General features: G+C 60.0%; 18 protein-coding genes. 10 read left to right on the top strand and 8 right to left on the bottom strand.

All coding sequences use genetic code 11. From position 1 onward, the window contains the following. Entirely contained in the window at positions 1-1,656 is a 1,656-nt protein-coding gene (locus E5W70_RS01845) for an ABC transporter substrate-binding protein (RefSeq protein ID WP_292653757.1), read from the bottom strand. 301 nt (positions 1,657-1,957) lie between these two features. Here E5W70_RS01845 and E5W70_RS01840 point away from each other — a divergent pair, with 301 nt between their 5' ends. From E5W70_RS01840 to E5W70_RS01805, 8 genes are all read left to right on the top strand, one after another. Continuing rightward, the gene (locus E5W70_RS01840; RefSeq protein WP_292653756.1) at positions 1,958-2,683 is read left to right on the top strand and encodes a LuxR family transcriptional regulator; all 726 of its coding nucleotides are present in this window, start codon (positions 1,958-1,960) and stop codon (positions 2,681-2,683) included. A gap of 173 nt (positions 2,684-2,856) precedes the next feature. Continuing rightward, complete coding sequence (locus E5W70_RS01835; protein ID WP_292653755.1) at positions 2,857-3,756, top strand: proline iminopeptidase-family hydrolase; 900 nt, start codon at positions 2,857-2,859, stop codon at positions 3,754-3,756. Positions 3,757-4,263: 507 nt separating this feature from the next. Continuing rightward, positions 4,264-4,512 carry a hypothetical protein gene (locus E5W70_RS01830; protein WP_292653754.1) on the top strand — a complete coding sequence of 83 codons (249 nt, stop codon included), beginning with the start codon at positions 4,264-4,266 and terminating at the stop codon, positions 4,510-4,512. A gap of 401 nt (positions 4,513-4,913) precedes the next feature. Beyond that, the gene (locus E5W70_RS01825) at positions 4,914-7,511 is read left to right on the top strand and encodes an AMP-binding protein (RefSeq protein WP_366509642.1); all 2,598 of its coding nucleotides are present in this window, start codon (positions 4,914-4,916) and stop codon (positions 7,509-7,511) included. Beyond that, on the top strand, positions 7,508-8,491 hold the full coding sequence (gene nadE / locus E5W70_RS01820) for an NAD(+) synthase (RefSeq protein WP_292653816.1): 984 nt from the start codon (positions 7,508-7,510) through the stop codon (positions 8,489-8,491). The genes E5W70_RS01825 and nadE overlap by 4 nt, the downstream gene beginning before the upstream one ends. Before the next feature lie 22 nt (positions 8,492-8,513). Continuing rightward, positions 8,514-10,535 (top strand): asparagine synthase (glutamine-hydrolyzing), encoded by a 2,022-nt coding sequence (asnB, locus tag E5W70_RS01815; RefSeq protein WP_292653752.1) that lies wholly within the window; start codon positions 8,514-8,516, stop codon positions 10,533-10,535. Beyond that, the gene (locus E5W70_RS01810) at positions 10,535-12,088 is read left to right on the top strand and encodes a class I adenylate-forming enzyme family protein (protein ID WP_292653751.1); all 1,554 of its coding nucleotides are present in this window, start codon (positions 10,535-10,537) and stop codon (positions 12,086-12,088) included. The genes asnB and E5W70_RS01810 overlap by 1 nt, the downstream gene beginning before the upstream one ends. Before the next feature lie 56 nt (positions 12,089-12,144). After that, complete coding sequence (locus E5W70_RS01805) at positions 12,145-12,411, top strand: acyl carrier protein (protein WP_292653750.1); 267 nt, start codon at positions 12,145-12,147, stop codon at positions 12,409-12,411. Between the two features lie 83 nt (positions 12,412-12,494). On the opposite strand, the gene E5W70_RS01800 is transcribed toward E5W70_RS01805, so the two are convergent. Continuing rightward, positions 12,495-13,187, bottom strand: coding sequence for a class I SAM-dependent methyltransferase (locus tag E5W70_RS01800; protein WP_292653749.1), 693 nt, complete (start codon positions 13,185-13,187; stop codon positions 12,495-12,497). Between the two features lie 406 nt (positions 13,188-13,593). Between E5W70_RS01800 and E5W70_RS01795 the strand changes: the two genes are divergently transcribed. Next, a complete protein-coding gene (locus E5W70_RS01795; RefSeq protein ID WP_292653748.1) occupies positions 13,594-15,345 on the top strand; it encodes a type I secretion system permease/ATPase in 1,752 nt (583 codons plus the stop codon). Positions 15,346-15,587: 242 nt separating this feature from the next. Further along, complete coding sequence (locus E5W70_RS01790; protein WP_292653747.1) at positions 15,588-16,886, top strand: HlyD family type I secretion periplasmic adaptor subunit; 1,299 nt, start codon at positions 15,588-15,590, stop codon at positions 16,884-16,886. 39 nt (positions 16,887-16,925) lie between these two features. On the opposite strand, the gene E5W70_RS01785 is transcribed toward E5W70_RS01790, so the two are convergent. The 6 genes from E5W70_RS01785 to E5W70_RS01760 all read right to left on the bottom strand — a co-directional run bounded on the left by E5W70_RS01785 (position 16,926) and on the right by E5W70_RS01760 (position 23,101). After that, positions 16,926-18,188 carry a polysaccharide biosynthesis/export family protein gene (locus E5W70_RS01785; protein WP_292653746.1) on the bottom strand — a complete coding sequence of 421 codons (1,263 nt, stop codon included), beginning with the start codon at positions 18,186-18,188 and terminating at the stop codon, positions 16,926-16,928. Continuing rightward, positions 18,175-19,449, bottom strand: coding sequence for a hypothetical protein (locus tag E5W70_RS01780; RefSeq protein ID WP_292653745.1), 1,275 nt, complete (start codon positions 19,447-19,449; stop codon positions 18,175-18,177). Before E5W70_RS01780 ends, E5W70_RS01785 begins: the two co-directional genes overlap by 14 nt. Then, entirely contained in the window at positions 19,446-20,450 is a 1,005-nt protein-coding gene (locus E5W70_RS01775) for an SDR family NAD(P)-dependent oxidoreductase (RefSeq protein ID WP_292653744.1), read from the bottom strand. The genes E5W70_RS01780 and E5W70_RS01775 overlap by 4 nt, the downstream gene beginning before the upstream one ends. A 74-nt stretch (positions 20,451-20,524) precedes the next feature. After that, a complete protein-coding gene (locus tag E5W70_RS01770) occupies positions 20,525-21,199 on the bottom strand; it encodes a sugar transferase (RefSeq protein ID WP_292653743.1) in 675 nt (224 codons plus the stop codon). Continuing rightward, entirely contained in the window at positions 21,196-22,332 is a 1,137-nt protein-coding gene (locus E5W70_RS01765) for a DegT/DnrJ/EryC1/StrS family aminotransferase (RefSeq protein ID WP_352467095.1), read from the bottom strand. The genes E5W70_RS01770 and E5W70_RS01765 overlap by 4 nt, the downstream gene beginning before the upstream one ends. Positions 22,333-22,378: 46 nt before the next feature. Further along, entirely contained in the window at positions 22,379-23,101 is a 723-nt protein-coding gene (locus E5W70_RS01760) for a sugar phosphate nucleotidyltransferase (RefSeq protein WP_023675619.1), read from the bottom strand. Between the last annotated feature and the right edge of the window lie 497 nt (positions 23,102-23,598).

Genomic DNA, 23,598 nt, shown 5'->3' with positions numbered 1-23,598 from the left:
CTATTCCACCCAGGACTGGCTGACAATCCAGTAGAATTGCGGGCTGAAGGTGAAGTTCTTCAGCCTGGAAGAGATCACATCGACGCGCTTTGGCGTGAACAGGACAGCGACCGGAGCCTCGTCCGTCACAGCCTTGTCGATGGCGGTCCAGAGTGTCGCGCCCTTGGCCGGATCGGCGATGGTGGCTGCCTCTGCCTCGTCCATCGATGCGTCGATCGACTTGTCGCAGAACCCCGAAATATTGACCGAGGCGTCGGAGCCCGGCGTAAACGAGGCACAGCTGAACAAGACCTGCAGGAAATTCGATGGCGCCGGATAATCCTGGAACCATTGCGAGATCGAAATCTGCACCTTGTTATTGGTGTTCTGGATGTAGGTGAACTGTATGTTCTGCGAGATCGGCTTGACCGACGTCTTGTAGCCAAGCTGGTTGAGCACATCCTGCAGGTAGACGCCGATCGCCTTGGAGACCGTGGTGTCCTCGGTGATGATCGTCACCTCCTGACCTGCGGTTCCCGATTCAGCGACCAATTGCTTGGCCTTGTCCATATCCGGCGCGGACCACTTCTCACCCGGATTGGCGGTGAACGGGCAATAGGCTGCGAATGACGGGAAGCCCGGCGGCAGAATCTGACAGGCCGGCTGCGCCAGATTGCTGCCGCCGAACAACTTGACGATCGCGGCGCGGTCGATCGCGAAGTTCACGGCTTGGCGAACGCGGATGTCGTTGAACGGCGCCAGATTGGTGTTCATCGGCGCATACCACATCGCCGTCAGTGGGTGAACCGTGACCTGCTTGGCATATTTGGTGCCGAGTTCGGTGAGACGGTCGGACGGCGGCGGATCGAACATCCAGTCCGCCTGGCCATTCTCGACCGCCGCCTCGTCGGTAAGGCCGAATTCATAGTCGATCTCGTCCGGATATCCGGCCGGCTGCGCTTCCTTGCTCCATTCCTTGAAATGAGGGTTGCGCACAATCTTCATCAGCTTGTTGGGGTCGTAGCTGGCGATCATGTAGGGTCCGGTACCAAGGATCGGATCGGTGCCGGCGTCCTTGAGCGGCGCGCTCGCCGGCAGGATCGACGCATGTGGAACGGCAAGCTTCTGCAGGAACTCGGCGTCCGGCTGGACCAGGTTGAAGGTAATGGTTCCGGCCGCATCGTCAACCGACAGGCCGCCGTCGAGGGTGCATGTCGCGGGCGCCTTCAAGCACGCATCCGCACCAACGATGCCTTTGTAGAAGGTCCCGGCCGTCGGCCCGCTGATCTTGAAGATGCGCTGGAACGAAGCGACCACATCTTTCGTGGTGACGTCCGAGCCATCCGCGAATTTGATGCCCTTGCGCAGCTTGAAGACATAGGTCTTGCCGCCGTTCTCGACCTGCGGGAGGCTCTCCGCCAGGTCCGCGACGACCTCGAAGCCCGTCTTGTCCCCGGCCTTCTTGTAGGTCACCAGGCCATCGTAGAGGACATAATTGATCTGGAAATACTGCAGCGTGTAATTGATGTGCGGATCGGCGGTGCCTGCCGCGGCATTGGCCAGCAGTCGGAGTGTGCCGCCTGGCTTGCCCTCGGTGGCCAAGGCCGGCGACATCATCGTCACGCCGAGCAGAGCCAGCCCGGGTATCAACGCTGTAAATGCTTTTTGGAGTCGCATATTTGTTCCCTCATGGAGGCGTGTCGGCTTTTGCCGCGCTGAACCCGGTCGATCGACCATCGCGCGGCTGAAAACAGTGCTGGGTTTGCGAACGGCGTCCGCTACTTCGCCCAATCGCAAAAGACTACGGCGAGCGAAGCCGGACGGGATAGCTATTAAGATAGATAGGGTCGGACAGGCTTATCGCCGCCTATTTGTTGAGCAGCCGGCCGACATGGCTATTTGACAAGCAATCGTCAGCGGGTAAGCTTGCTGGATGCAAAGCCTTCCAGGCGATCTAGAGAGCCGGTTCCGAACTGGAATGAGCATCGACGCTGCCATGGCGGTGGCGACGGAGGTGCTGGAGCCCATCGGTTTCACCGCATTCATCTACGACTATACGCCCGTGCCGGTCAGTCACAAGGGCGAGCTTATCACGCCCTCGCTGATGGCTCTGCGCAACGTGCCGCGCGACATGCAGGATCTCTGGTGCAAGGGCGGATATTATCAGCTCGATCCCGTGCAGGAGGCCGCGCTCACCGTATCGAGACCGTTTCGCTGGTCGCACAGCGGCGTTCAGAGCACCGTCATGCAGCGCGTGCTTCAGTCCAAGCACGATCCTGTGGTCAGCTATTTGCTTGATACCAGGATGACCTGCGGCGTCACCGTACCCATTCGCCTTGCCGGCGGCGATCTCGCCACCTTCACCGCGATCCGTGCCGATCCGGAGGCCGGGTTCGAGCTCGAAGCCAGACCCTTCATCGCCGAGATCGGCGATCTGGGTCATCTGCTCCATGACTCCGTCTACGCCGGTTTCGACACCGGAATCCGCACCTGCCAACATGTCCATCTGACGTCGCGCGAACGCCAGTGCCTGCGCCTGGCCGCTGCCGGACTGACGGCCAAGCAGGTCGCGCGTGAAATTGGCCGCGCGGTACCGACCGCAACGCTGCACCTCAATGCTGCGACCCGAAAGCTTGGCGCGCGCAACCGCTTCCATGCCATCGCGCTCGCCGCCCATTACCGGCTGCTCGAACCGGAGCATTGAGGCTCGCGACCTGCGGGCGATCGGCCTTGCCTCGGGCAAACCCGTAACCGGCGAACCTATAAATAGTGCTAGCTGTAAATACGCCGGGCCGCTTAGTACCGTCGGCCGCAAACAAGGCTTGGGAGGGGTGCACCAAAGTGGCTCCTGCCGCGCCATGATGCGGAGCTTGGACTGTGACGGCACATGCGATCACCGAAGGATTTAGCGACTACAAGGGCTATCGCACCTGGTACCGCGTGACTGGGGACCTCACCTCTGGCAAGCTGCCCCTGGTCGTCGCTCATGGTGGACCGGGCTGCACGCACGACTATGTGGACTCATTCAAGGAGCTTGCCGGAACCGGGCGAGCCGTCATCCACTACGATCAGATCGGTAATGGCAAATCGACCCATCTGCCGGACAAGGGCGGCGACTTCTGGACCGTCGATTTCTTCCTGGGCGAACTCGATGCGCTGCTCACCCATCTCGGCATCGCCGGCCACTATGCCCTGCTCGGCCAGTCCTGGGGCGGCATACTTTCGGCCGAGCACGCCGTGCGCCGCCCTGAGGGGCTCAAAGCGTTGATCCTGGCCAATTCGCTGGCCTCGATGGCGCTGTGGGTGGAAGGAGCCCGGCAATTGCGCGCCGAGTTGCCAGCCGATGTTCAAAGTGCGCTCGACCGGCATGAAGCGGCGGGAACCACCGATCACCCCGAATATGTTGCGGCAACGAAGGCTTTCTACGACCGTCATGTCTGTCGCGTCGTCCCACTGCCGCCAGAGGTCGCCCGGACATTTGCTGCAATCGAGGAAGATCCGACCGTCTATCACACCATGAACGGCCCTAATGAGTTCCACGTCATCGGCACGATGCGGAACTGGACTATCGTCGACCGCCTGCATCGGATCGAGACGCCGACCCTGGCTTTTCGCGGCTTCTACGACGAAGCGACCGAGGCCTGTGTCCAGCCCTTTCTCGATCGTATTCCGCACGTCGAAGGCCTGGTCTTCCCGAATTCCAGCCACATGCCGCATGTCGAGGAAAAGCACGACTGCCTCGCCGCCGTCGGGCGCTTCCTGGCCAAATACGATTGACGTTCCAGCACCAGGCCCTTCTGTTCCGACGGATCGTCGACACGGCACGGTCGTCGTGAAGGCAGGTTCAGAAAACCGCAAACCGTCCCATCTCTCCGCCGACGCACATTGTTATGCCTCGGTGGTGGCGACGCCACGCGATGTGAATGTCCCGCAAAGGCCTGCAGGGTCGTTCGATGAGGCCAAATCACGGACAGAATGCCAGGTCACGGACGGCTAAAAGGGCCCCTTCGAGCGCCTTTTTCATTGCCCGCGGAGTGGAGGCCTAACGTTGCGGCGCAGATTGGATCGAAGCGCAGCATGTCGCTGGCGTGGCCGGAATCAGCCTACCTTCCCCTGAACTGGCATCCCCGTCGCTGAAAAACCTGACGGATACGGCGTGGGAGCGACCCCGGCGCCGGTGGGTATGGAAACCATTGCTCCCAAAGTTTCGCTAAACACGTTGCAACCGAATTCATTAGCCGCCGTTAAAGTGCGGGTGATCTAGCGGGGCATGGGAAGGCTTTCATGCAGACGTATCTCGTCGAGCGTATGGACGGCGACGATGTTATATCGGTGCGCGTTGTCAACGCCCCGAGTCCGTTCAGAGCCGCAGCTATGATGGCGGGCGGGCGTATTACCTTCCGAACATGGGAAAAGGATTGGATCCGCGTGACCGACGAAAATCGGGGACAGATCTATGCATATTGTTTCGTCCCCGGCAGCTATTCCGACACCGAAGCATCGCCGGTATCGCCGGGGAGAAACACAGAATAGGCAATATGCCTGAATAGCGGCAATTCCGTCTTCGACCCACCTTGGTCTTCGATCCCGCCTTGGCATGTGTCCAACAGGCGTTGCCAAGTTGGCACAAACGCCAGTGCTCGCCGTGTCATGCGCACCACAACAGCCTGCGAGCTCGGCATGATTGGCTCGGCCGGCGGCTTGCGAAACAGGCGAAGGGCATCATCAGAATGATCGATGAAAAGATTGGGGCGGGGGGCGATAAGTGACCCTAATCTTAGCGTGGGCAACTCATGTCTTCGGCATATTTGGGATCAGACGTCGCGGATCAGGATCTAGCGGTGGATTGTCAGACAACGACCTCCAATAGTTGGTCAAGTGTCTCACAATACGCATTGGATCAGGGTGGTCCCGAACTGCACCCATTTCAAAGATTGGGCGCCGATTTTACCAACATTGCCGCCTTCGAGCACCTGAGAAGTATCGTCCGCCAGTACCCCGACAAGCTTGCAATCAGCGACGGCGCCAATCGTCTGACCTATTCCCAGCTTCTCCGGTCAGTTGAGACGCTGTCCTGCCAGATCGCGGCGGCCGTCCCAGACGGACAGGCGATAGGTATTCTTCAGGCCAACTCGGCCTGGTATCCCATCGCCATGCTGGCAAGCATGACGGCTGGACGGCCTTCGGTGCCACTGAACGCGCGAGATCCTGGCTCGCGGATTCTTGAAATCGTGGCCGGGGCGCGGCTCTCAGCTGTCCTGGGCGAGGGCAATGTCCGACCCGACGGTTTGCCTCACCGGGTCAGTTGGATCGATGTGTCGACCAGTGTGGCCTCGCAGGCTGGGCAAGTATCTCAGCCTTATTCCGTCTCGGTCGATGCGCCCGCCATCGTGCTTTATACGTCAGGGAGCACGGGCCGGCCCAAAGGCATCGTTAACAGCCAGCGCAGCTTGCTGTGCCGGGTCCAGCAATATGTCGATGCATGCCACATCAACTCGGATGATGTTTTCCTGCCATTGACCGGACCCGCCACAATCGCCGGGTGCCGGGAGATTCTTGCAGCTCTTCTCACCGGCGCCACCTTGCATCTGGTCGAAGTCGAAGCGGTCGGCTTGCGGGCCGTTCAACGCCTGGTGCGTTCCGAAGGCGTGACAATCACCTATCTGGTGCCGGCGCTGCTTCGCGCGCTCATGGCAGACGGACCTGCTGAAGCGTTCCATTCACTTAGAGTCGCCCGGATCGGTGGCGAAAAGGTGCCCTGGACCGACATCGCCCTGCTGCGCAAGGCCGTCTCCGATACGTGCCTCATCCAGATCGGTTACTCGTCAACCGAGACCACCGGCTCGCAATGGTTCCTGCCGCGAGACTGGCCGGAGCATGGAGATTCGGTCCCAGTTGGCTGGCTGTTGCCTGGCATCACCTTCGCAATTGTCGACGAAGCGGGCGGCCGCGTTCAACCGGGCCGTAGCGGAGAGCTTCTGATCAGGAGCCCGTATGTCTTGCTTGGCCATTGGGAGGACGGAGCGGTTGTGCCGGCAACATCAGACCCGGACGATCCGGGCTTTCGGATTTTCGCGACAGGTGACCTCGTTCGACTTGATGATCAAGGCTTATTGCATATCGTCGGTCGCAAGGGGCGCCAGGTAAAGATCAATGGTCGACGCGTCGAGCCCGCCGAACTCGAACGAGTGCTGCGTTGCGCACCCTCTGTTGCGGATGCTGTGGCAATCGTGGCTGCGGCGACTGAGCTTGTCGCCTTTGTTGTTCCCCGGCGCTCGGCCGAAGCGACCTTTTCGGACGAGCTTCGCCAGCTTGTAAGGACCAATCTGCCGCCGCCGCTGCGTCCCTTGCGGTTGCACACGATCGCCGAGATGCCGCGTCTGCCGAGCGGCAAAGTCGACATCACGACACTTGCAGAGATGGATCTTTCAGCCAGAGAGACAGCAGCGACCGCGCGTCCGCTCGAGCCGCGAGGCAAGCTGACGGCGCAGCAGGTCGTCCAGCGGGCATGGACCAGCATTCTCAATACGCGCGTGGCGGCAGGGCGCTGGGATGACGCCGGAGGAGATTCACTGAAGCTGCTGCACTGCGTCATGGAAATCGAAAGCGCCATCGGGCAGGAACTCGGTCTTGAGGCCTTCACCGTCGGGATGAGCCTGGACGAAATGGTCAAGGCGGTCGTATCTGCCCAGGCAGGCGATCAAAGCGCGCGCGCCGAGAGGCACAACCCTCCCATTCTTTTTCTGTTTCCGGGATCCGTCGGCTATGGCCCGAGCCTTGCTGCCTTTGCAGCAGCGATGGGCAAGGTCACCCGCGTTGCGCCGATCAGGTATCCGGCTCTGGCTCTGATACTGCGCGGACAAAACAGCCTCGCCGACATGGCCGATGCCGCCGTCGAGCAGATCCGCCGCGCTCAACCGTCGGGCCATGTACGACTTCTCGGCCATTCGCTCGGTGGCGCTGTTGCTTTCGAAGTTGCGGCGCGGCTGCTGGCCGCGGGGCGAACCGTAAAGTTCGTCGGCATCCTCGACACCAGCCTCGTCGGCGAGCGAAGCGCCTACTTGGAGACGTTTACACGCACATTCAATCGAATCCGGACCAACCGCGTATCCGCTTACCGGATGGCTTGCCGCGCCCTCGCGAAAGTCGCCGTGAAAATGCGGCGAGAGGCGCAACTGGTCCAGCTTCTCGATCGCTACGCTCAGGGACAGTTCAATGCGACGAGCTTTAGAACCAAACTGGAACTGCAGGAGGTTTTGCGGGCACGGGCCTTCTTCCAATGGCTGACAGAGCCGAAGCCGGCGCTGCCGATCACCGGCACCCTGTTTCGCTGTGCTCGACCCGGAATGACTCTGGCCATCGGCTGGGATCGCGTTTTCGCCCATCTGGACGTGATTCCGATCGTCGGCACCCACATCGATTTGGTCATAGAGCCTCACCTCGCCACCAACCGTCCCCTTATCGAGAAAGCGGTGGCGCAGACCTATTCGCCAACCGAGTCTCGCAAACTGGAGTACAAGTCATCGACCTGATCTCAACATTCGGCAAGGACGCGCTGGTGCTGGACGCTGGCGCGGAAGTCGATCGCATCGTCCAGATCTTGTGCCAGCAGGTCTTTGGCACGCTGCGACGTCGAGGGGTGGTTGTCGGCCTCTCAGGCGGCATCGACAGCTCAGTCGTCGCGGCGTTGTGTGTTCGCGCCTTTGGGAAAGACAAGGTCCTCGGGATATTCATGCCGGAGCGCCATTCCTCCGGCGACTCGCTAAGGCTCGGCCGCACTGTTGCCGCACAGCTTGGTATCGATACGATCCTGGAGGATATAACGCCGGCCCTTGAAGCGATCGGCGCCTATAGACGGCAGACGGAAGCAATCCAGACTGTCGTTCCCGAATATGGGGACGGCTGGAAATGCAAGCTGGTGCTCGCCTCGGTTCTCGAGAGTAACGGTCTCAACATCACGCGCCTCACGGTTCAGGACCCTGAAGGCAAGACCGACACGGTGCGTCTGCCGTCGGCCGCCTACCTGCAGATCGTCGCTGCAACCAATTACAAGCAGCGCCTGCGCAAGATGACCGAATACTACCATGCCGACCGCCTCAACTACGCAGTAGCGGGCACGCCGAACCGCCTGGAGTACGACCAGGGCTTCTTCGTCAAGCAGGGCGACGGAATTGCCGACCTGATGCCAATCGTTCACCTCTACAAGACCCAGGTCTACCAGTTGGCCGAATATCTTGGGGTGGAGGAAGAGGTCCGGCGCAGACCGCCCACCACGGACACCTTCTCGCTGGCGCAGAGTCAGGAGGAGTTCTACTTCGCGCTTCCTTATTATCTGATGGATCTGTGCCTCTACGGCTTGAACCACGGGATTGCCAACGAAGACGTCGCTGAGGCCACCGGCCTCACCGTGGTGCAGGTTCAGAAGGTTTTCAAGGATATCGACAGCAAGCGGCGCGCCGCACGTTATCTTCACGCGCGGCCGTTGGTGTCCTCTTCAATGGGCGAGGGCTAGTTCAATGGGCGAGGGCTAGGCGATGTGCGGCATCGCCGGAATTGTGTCGCTGAGCACCGCCGCGGCGCCTCCTTCCCGGGATGCGCTGCTGCGCATGGTGGGCGCGCTGGCGCATCGCGGCCCGGACGAGCGCGGCCTTTACCGGGACAGACGCGCGGGATTGGCGCATGCCCGCCTGTCCGTCATCGATCTCGCGAGCGGCCAGCAGCCACTCGCCGGCGCGGGCGACACAATGTGGATCGTCTTCAACGGCGAAATCTTCAATTACGTCGAGCTGCGACAAGACCTGGTCGCGCTCGGCTATCGCTTCCGCACACGCAGCGACACCGAGGTCATCGTCCATGCCTATCATGCCTGGGGCGAGGCCGCCTTCGAACGAATGAATGGGCAGTGGGCAGTCGCCATCTGGGACTCCGTGGCGGGTCGTCTCGTCTTGTCGCGGGATCGGTTCGGCATCTGCCCGCTGCACTTTTGCGAGCATGGCGGACGGCTTTACTTCGCCAGCGAGGTGAAGGCCATTTTCGCGGCCGATGCGGACATACCCCGCGCCTTCGATCCAGCCGGCATCGATCAGACTTTTACACTTTGGACTGTCGCGCCGCCACAAGGCGTGTTTGGAGGAGTAAGCGAACTCACGCCAGGGCATGTCCGCATTTATGACAGCGGCGTCGTTCGCGAGCGGGCTTTTTGGAAGCCTGGCTATCCAGAGGTTGGCGCACCCGGCGATGATGAATTCAGCGGCTCGCTTGATGACGCGGTGGAGGAAGTGCGCAGCGCCCTGGAGGCCGCGACGGCGCTCAGGATAGTACGCGCCGACGTGCCGGTCGGCTGCTATTTGTCCGGCGGGCTCGACAGCTCACTGGTCGCCACGCTGGGGAGACGCTTCGCGGGCGAGCGCTTCCAGACCTTCTCGCTGCGTTTTGCCGACGCCGAGTATGATGAGACGCATTTCCAGCGCCTGGTTGCCGGCGTGGCCGGCAGTGACCACCATGAGGTGGTTGTTTCGCGCAGCGATATCGCTGGCATCTTTCCTGAGGTGATCTACCACACCGAGCGGCCAATCCTTAGGACCGCGCCGGCGCCACTGTTCCTGCTCTCGAGACTGGTGCGCCAGCATGGCATCAAGGTCGTGCTGACCGGCGAAGGGGCCGACGAAATGTTCGCGGGCTACGATTTGTTCCGCGAGGGCAAGGTCCGCCGCTTCTGGGGACGCCAGCCCGCCTCGACGCGACGCTCCCGGCTGCTGGAGCGCCTCTATCCCTATCTCAGCCGCTCGCCGGTGCAGCAGCAGGCGATGGCACGCCAGTTCTTCGGGCGCGACATCCACGCCTGTGACGCGCCTGGTTTTGCGCATGGCACGCGCTGGCGTACAACAAGCGCCATCAAGCGGCTGTTTTCGGCAGACATGCGCACCCAAACGGAGCGCCGCAACGCCGTGTCCGAGCTGCTTGCCCGCCTGCCACCGGAGTTTTCGCGATGGGGCTCTCTTGCGCAGGACCAGTATATCGAGATCCAGACGCTGATGTCGGGGTACCTGCTTTCCTCACAAGGGGACAGAATGCTGATGGCTCATTCCGTCGAGGGGCGCTTCCCGTTCCTCGATCATGGACTCGTGAGGCTCGCGAATTCGCTTCCGGCCGCCTACAAGCTGCGCGTGCTCGATGAAAAGCATGTGCTGAAGCGCGTGGCGCAACCGATCGTGCCGTCGGAAATCGTCACCCGCAAGAAGCAGCCTTACCGGGCCCCCAACGCGCTTTGCTTCGTCGCAGATGGCGCTCCGGCCTACATTCGCGAAGCACTTTCGGAGCCCGCGCTGCGCGAAGCGAACGTCTTCGATCCTAAGTCGGTTACCCGGCTCCTGAGCAAGTGCCAGGCCAGCGCCGGCGGCGGCGACCTGTCCAACTCCGACAATATGGCGCTGGTCGGGGTGCTGTCGACGCAGCTTCTCCATCAGCAATTTATCGCGAGCCGGCCAAGTGGGGCTCGCACGCTCAACCTCAGCATCGATATCGACCGCGTGCGTCGCGAAGAGGTGCTCGCGTGATGCATGGCGCCGTACCGCTCCTGCACGACTATCTCACCCACTCTGCCAGCCGGCTCGGCGGCAAGGTGGCCCTGGTGTGCGGCAACCAACGTGTCACCTATGGCGATCTCGATATGCGCTCGAACGCCATAGCGCATAATTTGACCGAGGCTGGAATCACACGTGGCGATCGGGTGGTGATCTTCGCCGACAACACTGTCGAGGCTGTCGTTGCGTTCTGGGCGGTGCTCAAGGCCAACGCCGTGGTGTGCATCGTCAATCCGCTCACCAAAAGCGACAAGCTTGATTATCTGCTCAACGATTGCCGCCCGACGGCATTGATCACCGACAAACACCTGCACTCGATTTTCAGGGAGCCGGCGCGGAATTGCCCATCGTTGCGCCGCATGATCGTCTCCGGACCGATCGAACGCAACGACCTGCAAGAACTGCCGCATGCTGTGCGCTGGGATACTGCGGTCGCGGCAGCCCGCAGCACGCCGCCCGCGCGCCGCTGCATCGATATCGATCTCGCTGCGATCATTTATACGTCCGGCTCGACGGGCGAACCCAAGGGCGTGATGCTGACGCACCGAAACATGATTGCCGCGTGCGCCTCGATTTCCTCATACCTGGCGCTTGCCGAGGACGAGGTGATCCTCAACGTCCTGCCCCTCGCCTTCGACTACGGTCTTTACCAGATGATCATGGCATTCGGCGCCGGCGCCCGCCTCGTGCTTGAGCGTTCGTTCGCCTTCCCGGCGCAGATCCTTGGGCTGATCAAGCAAGAGAGGGTGACGGGTTTTCCCGGCGTACCGACCATCTTTGCCGCACTCGGGGAGCTCAAGTCTCTCAGGGATCAGGATTTTTCGAGCATTCGCTACGTCACCAACACTGCGGCCGCCCTGCCGCTCAAGCACATTCTCCTGCTTCAGGAGCTGTTTTCTGGCGCCCGTATCTATTCGATGTACGGCCTTACCGAATGCAAGCGCTGCACTTACCTGCCGCCGGACGATCTGGAGCGAAAGCCGTTGAGCGTCGGGATCGCCATCCCCAATACGGAAATGTGGATTGTCGACGAGCATGACAGGCGGGTCGGCCCCGGCGTCGTTGGTCAGCTCGTCATCCGCGGAGCGACGGTGATGAAGGGCTATTGGGGCAAGCCGGAGGCGACAGCCAGGAAGCTCAAGCCCGGTCCTCTGCCGGGTGAGCAGGTCCTGTACACGGGCGACTACTGCCGGATGGACGCCGAGGGCTACCTCTACTTTGTCGGTCGCGGCGACGAGATCATAAAATCGCGCGGAGAGAAGATAGCGCCGAAGGAGGTGGAAAACGTGCTGATGAACATTGCGGGCGTACGGGAAGCCGCGGTCATCGGCGTTCCGGACGAGCTGCTCGGGCAAGCAGTGAAGGCGTTTGTCGTGATGGAGCAGGGAAGCATGATCGGCGAAAAGCAGTTGCAGAAAGAGTGCCAGAGACGGCTGGAAAACTTCATGGTTCCGAAGTCCATCGTCATCGTACCCAGTCTGCCGATGACCGACACGGGCAAACTCAAAAAAACGGCCCTGTCATGAGTCGGTACCAGGGCGAAGTTGATCAGCATTCATCTTTTGTACCGGAGGCGAAATCAATGTTATCTACCAAGGATAGAACCGATACCTGCAGCGAACAAATTCGCGCTTTCCTGGCCTCGAATTTCTATATAGCCGATCCGGAGAGCCTGGAGAGCGACACCTCGCTTCTCGACCAGGGCATCGTGGACTCGACGGGGGTGCTTGAGGTTATCGGCTTCATCGAGGAGACCTTCGGCATCACGGTCGAAGACAGCGAGCTGCTGCCCGAGAACCTCGATTCCATCCAGGGAATTGCGCAATACGTCATGCGCAAGAGAAACTGATTCCCGAAACCTCGCAGCTCTGTTTCAAGTCCCCGGCCGTTAAGCCGCGACAGCGTGTCTGAAGCCTGCCGCGACTGTAGTGCTTATGCCTGCGCCTTTGTATGTCCCACAACCACCCTGCCCTCGCCGGCTGGATTGGTAACTGCCCGGATACTCTCATAGGCCTTGGAACGCTCGAGCAAACTCATGACCTGTCGGTCCTGGCCAAGCCCGACCTCGAAAAGCAGGATGCCTCCGCGCCGCAAATATCGCGGCGCCTCCTTGAGCACCCGCATATGGATGCTCAGGCCGTAGGGGCCGGCTGCGAACGCTTCACGCGGCTCGAGTTCGACCAGATGCGAACGGTCGCCCTCGAGCCGTTTTTCCGAAATGTAGGGCGGGTTGCAAACGATCACGTCGATCGTGCCGTCAAGCTCCAGGCCGGAGAAGGCGCTGAATAAGTCGCCCTGAAGCACCGTTACCCGCTCCTCCATATCAAGATGGATGACGTTGCGGCGCGCGACCTCCACGCATCCGTCGGTAAGATCGCTTGCCCACACGCGCGCGGTGGGAGCGTGGTGTGCGATGGCGCACGCCAGATTACCCGCCCCACAGCACATGTCGACAACGCGAGGTACCGGCAAGTTCAGTTGGCTCAGAACATCGAGAGCGGCCTTGCCGAGCAGTTCCGTTTCCGGCCGAGGAACAAGCGCACCGGGCGAGACCAGCAATTGCAATCCCATGAAGGTACTGCGGCCCCTGCCATAGGCATCGGCGACATTGATCTCTTCGCTCACGACACTCGCCTCCCCGTATTAGCCGGCGTTGGTGGCCGACAATGGCGTACCGATGAAGTGTATCTCAAAATCGTTTAGCTCTCGATCGACAAAATCAAAACCCATCCCTCCCCAGACGCTTTGAAGCCTTGATGCTACGAAGATGACCATAAGCTTCTGCGCCGTGTCATGATTAGGAATATCTCCTTACTCGACCCGGTTATCCCCAGCCTGGCGAGCCAGTTGCCGAATTTTCAGCCTGGCGTCACGATTTTGCTACATTTTAATCAAAGAAGGCACGTATGTAAGCAATTCGTAATGTTCCAGCAGCGGGGCGGGGCTGCTGCTTCCCGGAAGGTTAAAGTTTGTCCCTCATCGAAAGAACCGACGAGATTGCGCGGCAATTTCGCGTCAACGAGCGCACATCATGAAGTCAACCAAAGGGCGCTCGCTCGATCTACGCTCCGCAATGTTCGGCTGTGTGCACGGCCTCGTTGGCGTAGGCGTTTTCTCCGGATTGATAAATATCCTCGCCTTGACCGGCTCCGTCTACATGCTCCAGGTCTACGACCGCGTGCTGCCTTCGCAGAGCGTGCCGACTCTTATCGGATTTACAGTCGGGATGCTGGGACTTTACGCGGCCTATGGGCTCCTCGATTTCGTGAGGCTTCGCCTGTTGGTCCGCATCGGCAGCCGCCTGCATAAAAATCTTCAGCAAAAGGCGTTCGCAGCCTCACTTTCCCTGCCCCTCGTCGCCGGGCCGGATGCGAACCGCGTACACCCGCTTCGTGATCTGGACCAGCTACGTGGCTTTCTTTCCGGACTGGGGCCGACAGTCCTATTCGATGCTCCCTGGATACCATTTTACATGGTGGTCATCTATTTGCTGCACCCGGCGCTTGGTGTGCTGGCAACGCTCGGCGCATGCGCCGTTGTGTTTTTGACGGTGGTTGCCGAGATCATCGGCCGCAAACCCGCGGCTCGTGCATCTGAAACACTCGTAGCACAGCGGCTTCTGGCCGATTCCGGCCGCCGCAACGCAGAGGTTGTTCAGGCGATGGGCCTGTCCGCTCCGCTTAGCCGGCGCTGGAACGAGGTCAGTCATCTTTATCTGAAGAACCAGGAACGGCTTTCCGATGTCGTCGGCGCAGCGAGCTCCCTGTCGAAGACGCTTCGAATGGCCTTGCAATCATGTGTGCTGGGGCTTGGTGCCTACCTTGTGATCGGGGGCGAAGCCTCGCCGGGCGTGATCATCGCATCGTCCATTTTGCTGGGCCGCTCACTGGCGCCGGTCGATGTGGCCATCGCAAACTGGAGGGGGTTTCTGGCAACCCGCAAAAGCTATTCCGAGCTGGCGGCAGCACTGGATGCCTTTGCTAGCCAGCAAGAGACAATGGAACTGCCGCGCCCAAAGGCGGAGCTTGCGGTCGAAGAATTGACCGTCGCGCCACCAAGTCTGCAGAAGCCAACCATCTTCAATGTAAGCTTCCGCTTGGCGAGAGGCGCAGGGTTGGCGGTCGTCGGCCCGAGCGGCTCCGGCAAGACCACGCTCGTGCGCGCTTTGGTCGGGGCATGGAAGCCGCTTCGTGGCACGGTAAGATTGGACGGCGCCTCGCTCGATCAGTGGAATTCAGAACTGCTCGGCATTCATATTGGCTACCTGCCACAAGACGTTGAGCTGTTCGACGGGACGATCGCCGACAATATTTCGAGGTTCGGCGGCAAAAGCGACGCAAAAGGCGTGCTGGCAGCTGCCAAGACTGCGGGCGTGGACAAGATGATCATGCGTCTTCCGCAGGGTTTTCAAACACGCATCGGAGAAGGCGGCGCGGCCCTTTCGGCTGGGCAGAGGCAGCTCGTCGGGCTTGCCAGGGCACTTTACGGCGATCCATTCCTCGTCGTTCTTGACGAACCAAATTCCAATCTGGATGCAGACGGCGATGCTGCTTTGGCCGGCGCAATCCTGGCAGTGCGTCAGCGCGGCGGTATCGTGATCGTCGTTGCGCATCGCCCCTCCGCTCTCGTCAACATCGATCAGGTACTCGTCCTGTCGAACGGGATGCTCCATTCGTTCGGCTCGCGCGAAGACGTTCTGGCAAATGTGATCCGGCCCTTCCCGCGTCCGGACAAGCCAAACATTGTCGTTCCGCTGCAGCACGGTGCAAGCGGGCATGCGTGAGGTATTGCTTAGTGTCTAACGTGACCATGTCGTCATATGCTGCGGTTGGCGGCGAAGGCCAGCCGACCGGGGCGAAGCCGGAGTCGGATGGCATTCGAGCCAATCTACCTTGGGGTAATCTGGTCCGGAGTTTGGTAGCGAATTGTCGTTCCGCCGCACAAAGGTGCAGCCGGGCATATGTGAAGTATCGCTCTACCGTTACCGTGTCGTCATACGTCGCCGCCGGTGGCGAGAGCCGTTCGTTGGAGACGAAGCCAGATCCGGATGGCATCCGGGCCAATCTGCTCTTGGGCCTGGCAACCAGTTTGCTGTTGATCTTTGGCGGAGGGCTCTGGTTGGGATTGACCAAGATTGCCGGCGCGGTGATTGCGCCTGCGACTGTGGTGGTCGAAAGCAACATAAAAAAAGTCCAGCATCAAACCGGCGGCACCATCGGCGGAATCTTCGCGCAGGACGGCGATCATGTGAAGGCCGGCGACGTGTTGGTCAGGCTGGACAACACCTTGACCCGAGCAAACCTGCAGATAATCACCGAGGATCTCAATCGAGCCACCATTCGTCTGGCCCGACTGGAGGCCGAGCGCCAGGGTCTGCCGGAAATGCAGATCCCGCCCGACCTTCGGGCTCAAATGGGTGACCCGCAAGTGGTGGCACTTGTCAGTGGCGAGCGTGCCTTGTTTGAAAGTCGTGCTGCGGCGCTGGCTGGCCAGAAGGCACAATTGCAAAGCCGCGCGAAGCAGCTGGAACGTCAGATCGATGGCCTCAAATCGCAGCAGTCTGCTACGGATGAGTCTCTGGATCTGCTGACCAAGAACCTTACAGATGTCGAATCTCTCTACGCAAAGAAGTTGGTGTCCAAGGAGCGGTTGAGCAATGTCAGCCTGGAGAAGACCCGGACTCGCGGCGAATCGGGACGCCTTGTCGCAGCGATAGCGGAGGTACAAGCTCACATCAGTGAAACGGACCTGCAGGTGCTTCAGCTCGACGAACAAATGCGGAGCGACGTGACCAACGAACTTCGCGAAACGGAAGCCAAGCAGACCGAACTCAGTGAGCGCAAGGTGGTGGCCGAAGACGAACTCGGCAGGACAGACATTCGTTCCCCGCAATCGGGCACGGTACAAGAATCCTCGGTCCACACCGTCGGCGGCGTGATTGGCGCTGGAGAGGTGCTCATGATGATTGTGCCCGATTCCGACAACCTTGTCGTCGACGCTTCGATTCCGCCGTCGCGTATCGATGAGATTCATCCCGGACAGCAGGTGTCGATCCGTTTTCCGGCGTTCGACGCCGGCACCACACCTGCTTGCGAAGGCTCAGTCAACCGCGTCTCAGCAGATCTGATCAAGGATCAGCAACGCCAGCTTTCCTATTTTTCGGCGCGCATCGACGTCGAGAATGAAGCGACCTGCCTGACAGGAGACAAAATACTCAAACCCGGCATGCCCGCCGAAGTCCACATAAGAACCGACGAGCGCAGCGTCTGGTCCTACTTGATGAAGCCTCTTACCGATCAGTTTTCCAGAGCCTTCAGGCAGTAAAGCGGTTGCCAAACTCAACCGGCAGTACGGCGGCCCGGTCTATCGCGTCGCCGCGTTTTCGAGAGCGCTGCTGAACCTGACCTCGATCGTGTCTCCCGGCATGACCTCGGTGTCTTCTTGGGCCGGCTGTTTCCGCCATTCTTCGTCGACTTTGCGAACGATCGTGACCTCGGCCTGGATCCTTTCGCCGGCAACCGGCAACGGCAGGGCGGCCGCGCCCGTGGGCTGCAACTTCTGGCTGGCGGCGCGAAGTCTTGCGCTGACGTCGGCAAGACGCACATTGGTATCCTTCAGCTCGGTCAGCAGACCGATCCTTCTTTGGTTGTCATTGCGTTCGTGCTGTCTGGCAAAATCGTCCTGCTGACGTCGTGCTCTCATAAGTTCAACCGAGGTTTCGAGCGCCCGGCTGGAAGAGAGAACCAAAGCGCGCCGGACGTCGGCGAGCCGGGTATTGGTTAGATTTCCCGACTCAAACGCTTTTCTTACGCGCGCCAGCTCGTCTTCGTCCGCCTTCACCCCATCCGCTTCGGCCTTCTCGCGCTCGAGCAAGGTCTCGGTTTGTGCAGCAGCATCCTTGCCGCTTTTATCAAGAAAGCTCTGCTCTTTCTGGAAATTGTCCAACGAGAGCTTCAGCCCTTCTGCTTCGGCCTGCGCGATCGCCGACGCAAAACTTGCCTGCAAAGGCGACCCTTGTGGTGGCTGCATGTCGAAAGTCGACTTACCCTGAAGTTCGGCGCGGAGACGGGCGCTGTGAAAATAGTCTCGCGTGTATTCCCCCCAAAGCGACTCATAATCGCGCCGCAGATCCACCGGATCGGGGCCAACCTGAGTTGCCCGGGACCGCAAAAGGCTGAAACCACCTGACACGGCAATCGCCTGCCGCACGGTCATCAGCGGGCGGTAGGCCTGCTGTCCGGGAGTAAGCACGTCGCCGGTCACATAGATCGGCCTGTACTCTGCAACCACGGCGGTCACGTCTGTCGGCTTGATGACGATCATTTGCTCCCGCCCGTCAGGCAGCCGCTGGTGGAATATCTTGGTTGGCAAGATCGTCTGCATGCGTGTCTGCAATTCGGCCGGAGTCAGGCCGCCCACCGAAACCATCCCGACTTCGGGAAGCGCGATCGTGCCGTCCATCTGGACCACCGCACGTTGCGTTCGCTCAGAGATGGAGGCAATTCCTATCTCGACGGTATCGCCGGCGGAAAGTCGATAAGCAACCCGCGCTTCCGCTGCAGCGGCCGTTTCCACGGTAGCCAGCATACCGAGCGCGACAAGAAGGATTCGATTAACGAGGACCATTGGCGGCAATCTCCTTCTGGTTCGACCGCGGCTCTTCCGGCCAATCGAGACGGGTGATGAATTCGTAGACCGGCCCGCCAGGCACGCCCCAGTTGCTCGACCAGATTACCTGAGAGCCGTCGGGTGACGGCGAGGCATGGGTTTCGCTCCAATAGTCGGACGGGACGTTATGGGTTTGCGTGACCCGTCGAACGTCACCGCTGCCATCGAGGCGCAGCGCGATCACCTCTCGCGCATATGGCGCCCAGTCGGGATTGGCAGAGATCTCATCGGGATTGCCGCCATAGCTCACGAACACCCAGCCGCTCCTGTCCAGTGCCCGCACGGACGCATGCTCGGCTTCGCCAAACTTCATAAGCGAGGTGACCTTCCCGTCGACCAGTCTCCTTTTGATGACGTGATATTTGTCAGGGTCGGATTTGCTGATGCCCACGAAAACTTCGCTGCCGTCTTCATCGACCGTCATATCGCCATGGCCGGGCCGATGATGGTCCGTCCATCTCTGCCGCAACGTCCCGTCGACGGAGAAAACAGCTCGCTGTTCTGTGTCTTCCTTCACGTTCTGAAAGCACAGGATGTTCGCTCCGAGCGGGGAGATCGAGCAGGCGCTGACGGTTCCGGCAAGTTGGGCAAGATCGATGTCCGGAAATTTCCGGCGCTGCTTGAGATCATAGGCAAAGGCAACCATCGCACCATCGCCACGGATTGCGCGCACTGCTATGCGATCGCCGTTACGGCTGGGATTGCCTTTGGACGGCCCGAACTGAAGATCATGGTAATTCGGCGACACGAACAGCACGTCTTCGCGATTGGTCCGCGGCGCCCAGGTCGAGATTTTCCGGTCCTGAACGCAAATCATCAGATCGGCATTTTGCGGATGCCATTCGCATTCAGCCGATCGAGCGCGACGGAAAAGCGGGACATAGGTCTGCCCGTCGAAAAAGCACATGCCATTGCAGCCATTGGTGATGACGAGGAGACTCTGGTCTGAATTCCACGCCTGGGAGCTGGAATAACGGTGGCTGCAAAATTTTTTCTCGCATACGACGCCATTGCCAAGAGCGCCAGGCTTGGTAATGCGCATGAAAATTGTCCCGAAGGCTGGATCCGTCACGGGTTGGAGATAATCGGGCAGATCCATCATCACTGGCGCGACAAACTGTGTCGGCGCGCTGTCTTGCCGGCCACCGGCCGTGGACAAATCCAACGACAAGGCAGCCGCAATCAACAGTGGAGCCAGCCCACGCGGGCGAAAGGTCATGTCATGTAGCCCATTTCGTGTCGCACCCGGCCTTCGCTGAGGCGCCCTTGCCACCATCCGATGGTCCGCTCCAAGCCTTCGCGCAGGCTGGTCTGGGCGCGCCATCCAGTCTTGCTTTCGAGGAGCGAAGAATCGGCCAGCAACGCACGCACCTCGGAATTCTGCGGCCGCAGGCGGCGCTCGTCGCGGTGAATCGGTTTCTTGCAGCCACTCAATTCGATCACCAGATCCAATATGTCCGAGATCGTCACAGCGCGCTGGCTTCCGGCATTGTAGGCACGGCCAAATTCGAGCTCGGCCGAACCTGCGGTCAAAAACGCCGCCGCAGTGTCTTCCACGAAAGTAAGATCGCGGATCGGGCTTGTGTCTCCCACCATGATCGCCGGGCATTTTTTGTCGAGAGCCTGACGTATGATGGTCGGTACGATGGCCCGCTCACTTTGGCGTGGGCCGTACGTATTGAACGGCCGCATGATAACCACGGGGATGTCGAACGATCTGGCGTAGGACTCCGCCATCATGTCCGCACCGATCTTGGATGCCGAATATGGCGACTGTCCCTGCAAAGGGTGGGATTCGCTGATAGGCATTGTCAGCGCGGTGCCATAGACCTCGCTTGTCGAGGTGTGCACCACACGCTCAGTCTCCCATTGGCGCGCCGCTTCGAGGACGTTGACCGTGCCCAGGATGTTGGTTTCCACATAGGACTGGGCGGCCGCATACGAATACGGGATAGCGATCAGTGCGGCGAGATGAAACACGACCGCCTGGCCACGCACTATCCGATTAAGGAACGCGCTGTCGCGAACATCGCCGCGGATGAGGTTCAGCTGGCTTCGTATGGTGTCCGGTAAATCGTCCAGCCAGCCGTGGCTGTCGAAGGAATTATAGAGAGCCACCGCCGTGACGTCGGCACCGCTACGGACGAGTGCTTCGGTGAGATGCGAACCGATGAACCCATCGGCACCCGTAACCAGAACTTTCCTGCCCTTGTATGCCATGACCCAAGCGTTCCCCCTATGACGTGAGGCACTGACTTTGCAAATCCACGAGAGCGCGGATGTCCCACCTGCTCTCAAGTTCCGATCGGCGGCGGCGAAACGACGCCAAGCACCGCCAGCAGCCCGCGCACCATCCACACGACATCGGAGACGATCGTGCGCTGCGGATAATAGGAAAGGTCGAGCCTGGCTTTGGCAGGAAACAGAACCTCGCGGTAGAACAGTAGCGGGTCCACGGATCCCGGATAAAAATGCGCTTCATTCCGGAAGAGGACCTGGGCTGGACCCAGCAAGCCTGGCTTGTATTGTAAAATACCCTCGAAGCTCCCGCGAAAACAATCGGCGAAGACAAGGCTCTCCGGGCGCGGCCCGACGATTGCCATCTCGCCTCTGAAGACGTTCCAAAGCTGCGGCAGCTCGTCGAACTTGGTGGCGGCGAGGAACCGTCCTACCGGCGTCATGCGGCTGTCATCGGCCATGGTCAGCGCCAAGCCACCGGGATCGCATTGCACGCTGAACTTGCGGAACTTGTACATGCGGAATGGGCGAGCACCGGCCCCGACGCGGGTCTGCGTAAAGAAGATGGGCCGACCACCTTCCAGCAGCAGCGCCACGGCAATCAGCAGCATCAGCGGAGCGAAGACGATCGCCGCGGCCGCAGCAACGACGAGATCAATTGCTCGTCTCACAGACCCATGGGCGGCGCTCGAGACGTTAGGCCGGTGAATGGCTAGGTCTAGGGCATTCATGCGGCTGTTCCTGTCTGGGCGCAACTGTTAACCGCTGCGGCAAGAGCGACAACCACCGTTTCGACCAAAGGTGCTGTGACCTGCGGATGCAGCGGTACCGTCAGCTCGCGCTGCGCGAAATCTTCAGTGCGCGGTAAATGAGTACCGGGAATAAGCTCACGATAGAGCGTCATCTGGTGCACCGGCGGGTAGTGGATAGTGGTTTGTATCCCTTGCGCGCGCAGTGCGTCGATGACGTCTTGCCTGTCGGCGTAACGTGGCAAAAGGATAGGCATGATGTGGTAGGCCGACGTCCGCGGCTCGTGGAACGGGATGGTCACGGCCGGGCAATGCTTGGCTATGAGACGGCGATACAGCATGACCAGGATACGCCTGATCTCATTCCACTCCTGCAAATTTTGCAGCTGGACCAGTCCGATCGCAGCCCGCAATTCATCCATGCGATAGTTGAATCCGAGCATGGTGACATCATACTGAGGGGTGCGGCTGTTCAGCCTTTGACGTGTCCCGGTGGTCATCCCATGTCCACGCGCCTGGCGGATTGTCTCGAGCAGACCGGCATCCCTGGCGATCACAGCCCCGCCTTCCGCCGTGGTCATGTTCTTGTTGCCGTAGAAGCTGAAGGCGGCCGCGGCACCAAATGTCCCCACCTCCTTCAAGCCCGGCGCATGCGCCGCGTCCTCGACGATATGCAGCCCCCGGGCACGGGCGAACCTCTGCCATTGTTCCCGATCGGCGAGGTAGCCGGCGAAATGGACGAGAATGATTGCCTTGGTGCGGGTCGTGCATTTCGCTTCGGCTTCCACGATCGACATCAGCGGCACGTCGGCTGACTCGATGTCGACGAAGACCGGCGTCGCACCGACATAGAGGACCGCATTCGCGGTCGCCACGAAAGTCAAGGATGGCACCAGCACCTCGTCGCCCGGTCCGATACCAAGTGCGTGCAAAATGAGATGAAGTGCTGCGGTACAAGAGCTGACCGCGACGCAATCCTCCGCGCCATGCACGTCGGCAAAAGCTTGTTCGAAGGCTCGTACCTGCTCCCCCATGGTCAGCCAGCCGCTGTCGATGACCTTGGTCAAAGCAGTCTTCTCCGGCACACCCAAGATCGGGGCACTGACCAAGAGCATCACAACCTCCTAGACTGATAACTGTGGGACCGGGCTCGTGATTTCGTCATGCAGCCGTCGCAGTGACCTCGATCGACGCCGACTGGTCTTCCCAGGAAATGGTCTGTGCGTTCTGAAAGTCGTCGACGCGCCCGATATCGAGCCAGAGACCCTCATGCTTGTACACGTGCACGGTCGTGCCGTTCTGCATCATCTGCAACATCAGGTCGTCGAACCCAAAGGGTATGCCGGATGGGATGAACTGCAGAACGTCGGGGTTCATGCAGTAAATTCCCATGCTGACCAGATGCGAGAGCGTCGGTTTCTCGCGAAAGACCTGCACGGTATTGTCGACTTCGTCGATGACGCCGAAATCCATCTTGATCAGACGACAGGCTGTTGCGATCGTCACTGGATCGGTGTGCTTACGGTGCGCTGCTACAAATCGACTGAGGCTTAGATCCGTAAGGACATCGCCATTGAGAACGATGAATGGCTCCGTCAGTTCATCCCTGATCAAAGACAGTGGCCCGATGGTGCCAAGCGGCTCCATCTCCTGCGTATATCGAATTTTCAGGTTCCACTGCGAGCCATCTCCACACACGGTGCGGATCAAGTGGCCGAGATACCCGGTTGTAATATAGACTTCCTGAATACCGTTGCGTCGCAACCATTTCAGAAGCATCTCGAGAACCGGCCGTGCGCCGATCGGCATGAGCGGCTTCGGCAAGACCGAAGTGAAGGGGCGGAGGCGTGTTCCCATTCCTCCACATTGAATAACCGCTTTCATCCTGGTCCTCCCTTGTTCATTCGGCCTGAACGCTGTCGTCACGGGCCGGCTATCCTGCCCTGGTCAGCACCCGGGAAACGCGTTCTTGTCCCCTCAGAAGAACCGGTGAGATTTCCCGTAGAAGACCGGTGAGATTTCCCCACTGTCCCCTGATCCGGACATTGCATCTGGATGGTATGTGGCCGTCAGGGTGGATGTCGTCGTGCATTCGAATGGTAACAATTCAGCCGTTTTGCTGTTCTATATCTTTAGACCTATAGCAGTGCTGAACGACCGACCGGTCTGTCAGCTGTCCAAAAGGTCAGAACGTATGTTCGACGACGTTCGGCGGGTTTCGCTCACAAGGGGCAAAAAAAAGAGGAGCGTTTCCCGTCATTTAAGATTATATTAGAAATCTGGCGTTTGCGGTGTTGGGGGTGTCGCAGCGTCGGCTGGATGAATCGACGAGTGGATGGCCACGACTTTCAGGCCATCACCGTTCAATCCATTCAGATAGG

The sequence above is a fragment of the Mesorhizobium sp. genome, assembly GCF_005063415.1.
In the GTDB taxonomy this organism is placed as follows: Bacteria; Pseudomonadota; Alphaproteobacteria; order Rhizobiales; family Rhizobiaceae; genus Mesorhizobium.
Note: the sequence above shows the minus strand (reverse complement) of the source record. Positions and strands in the feature narration are given on the sequence as shown.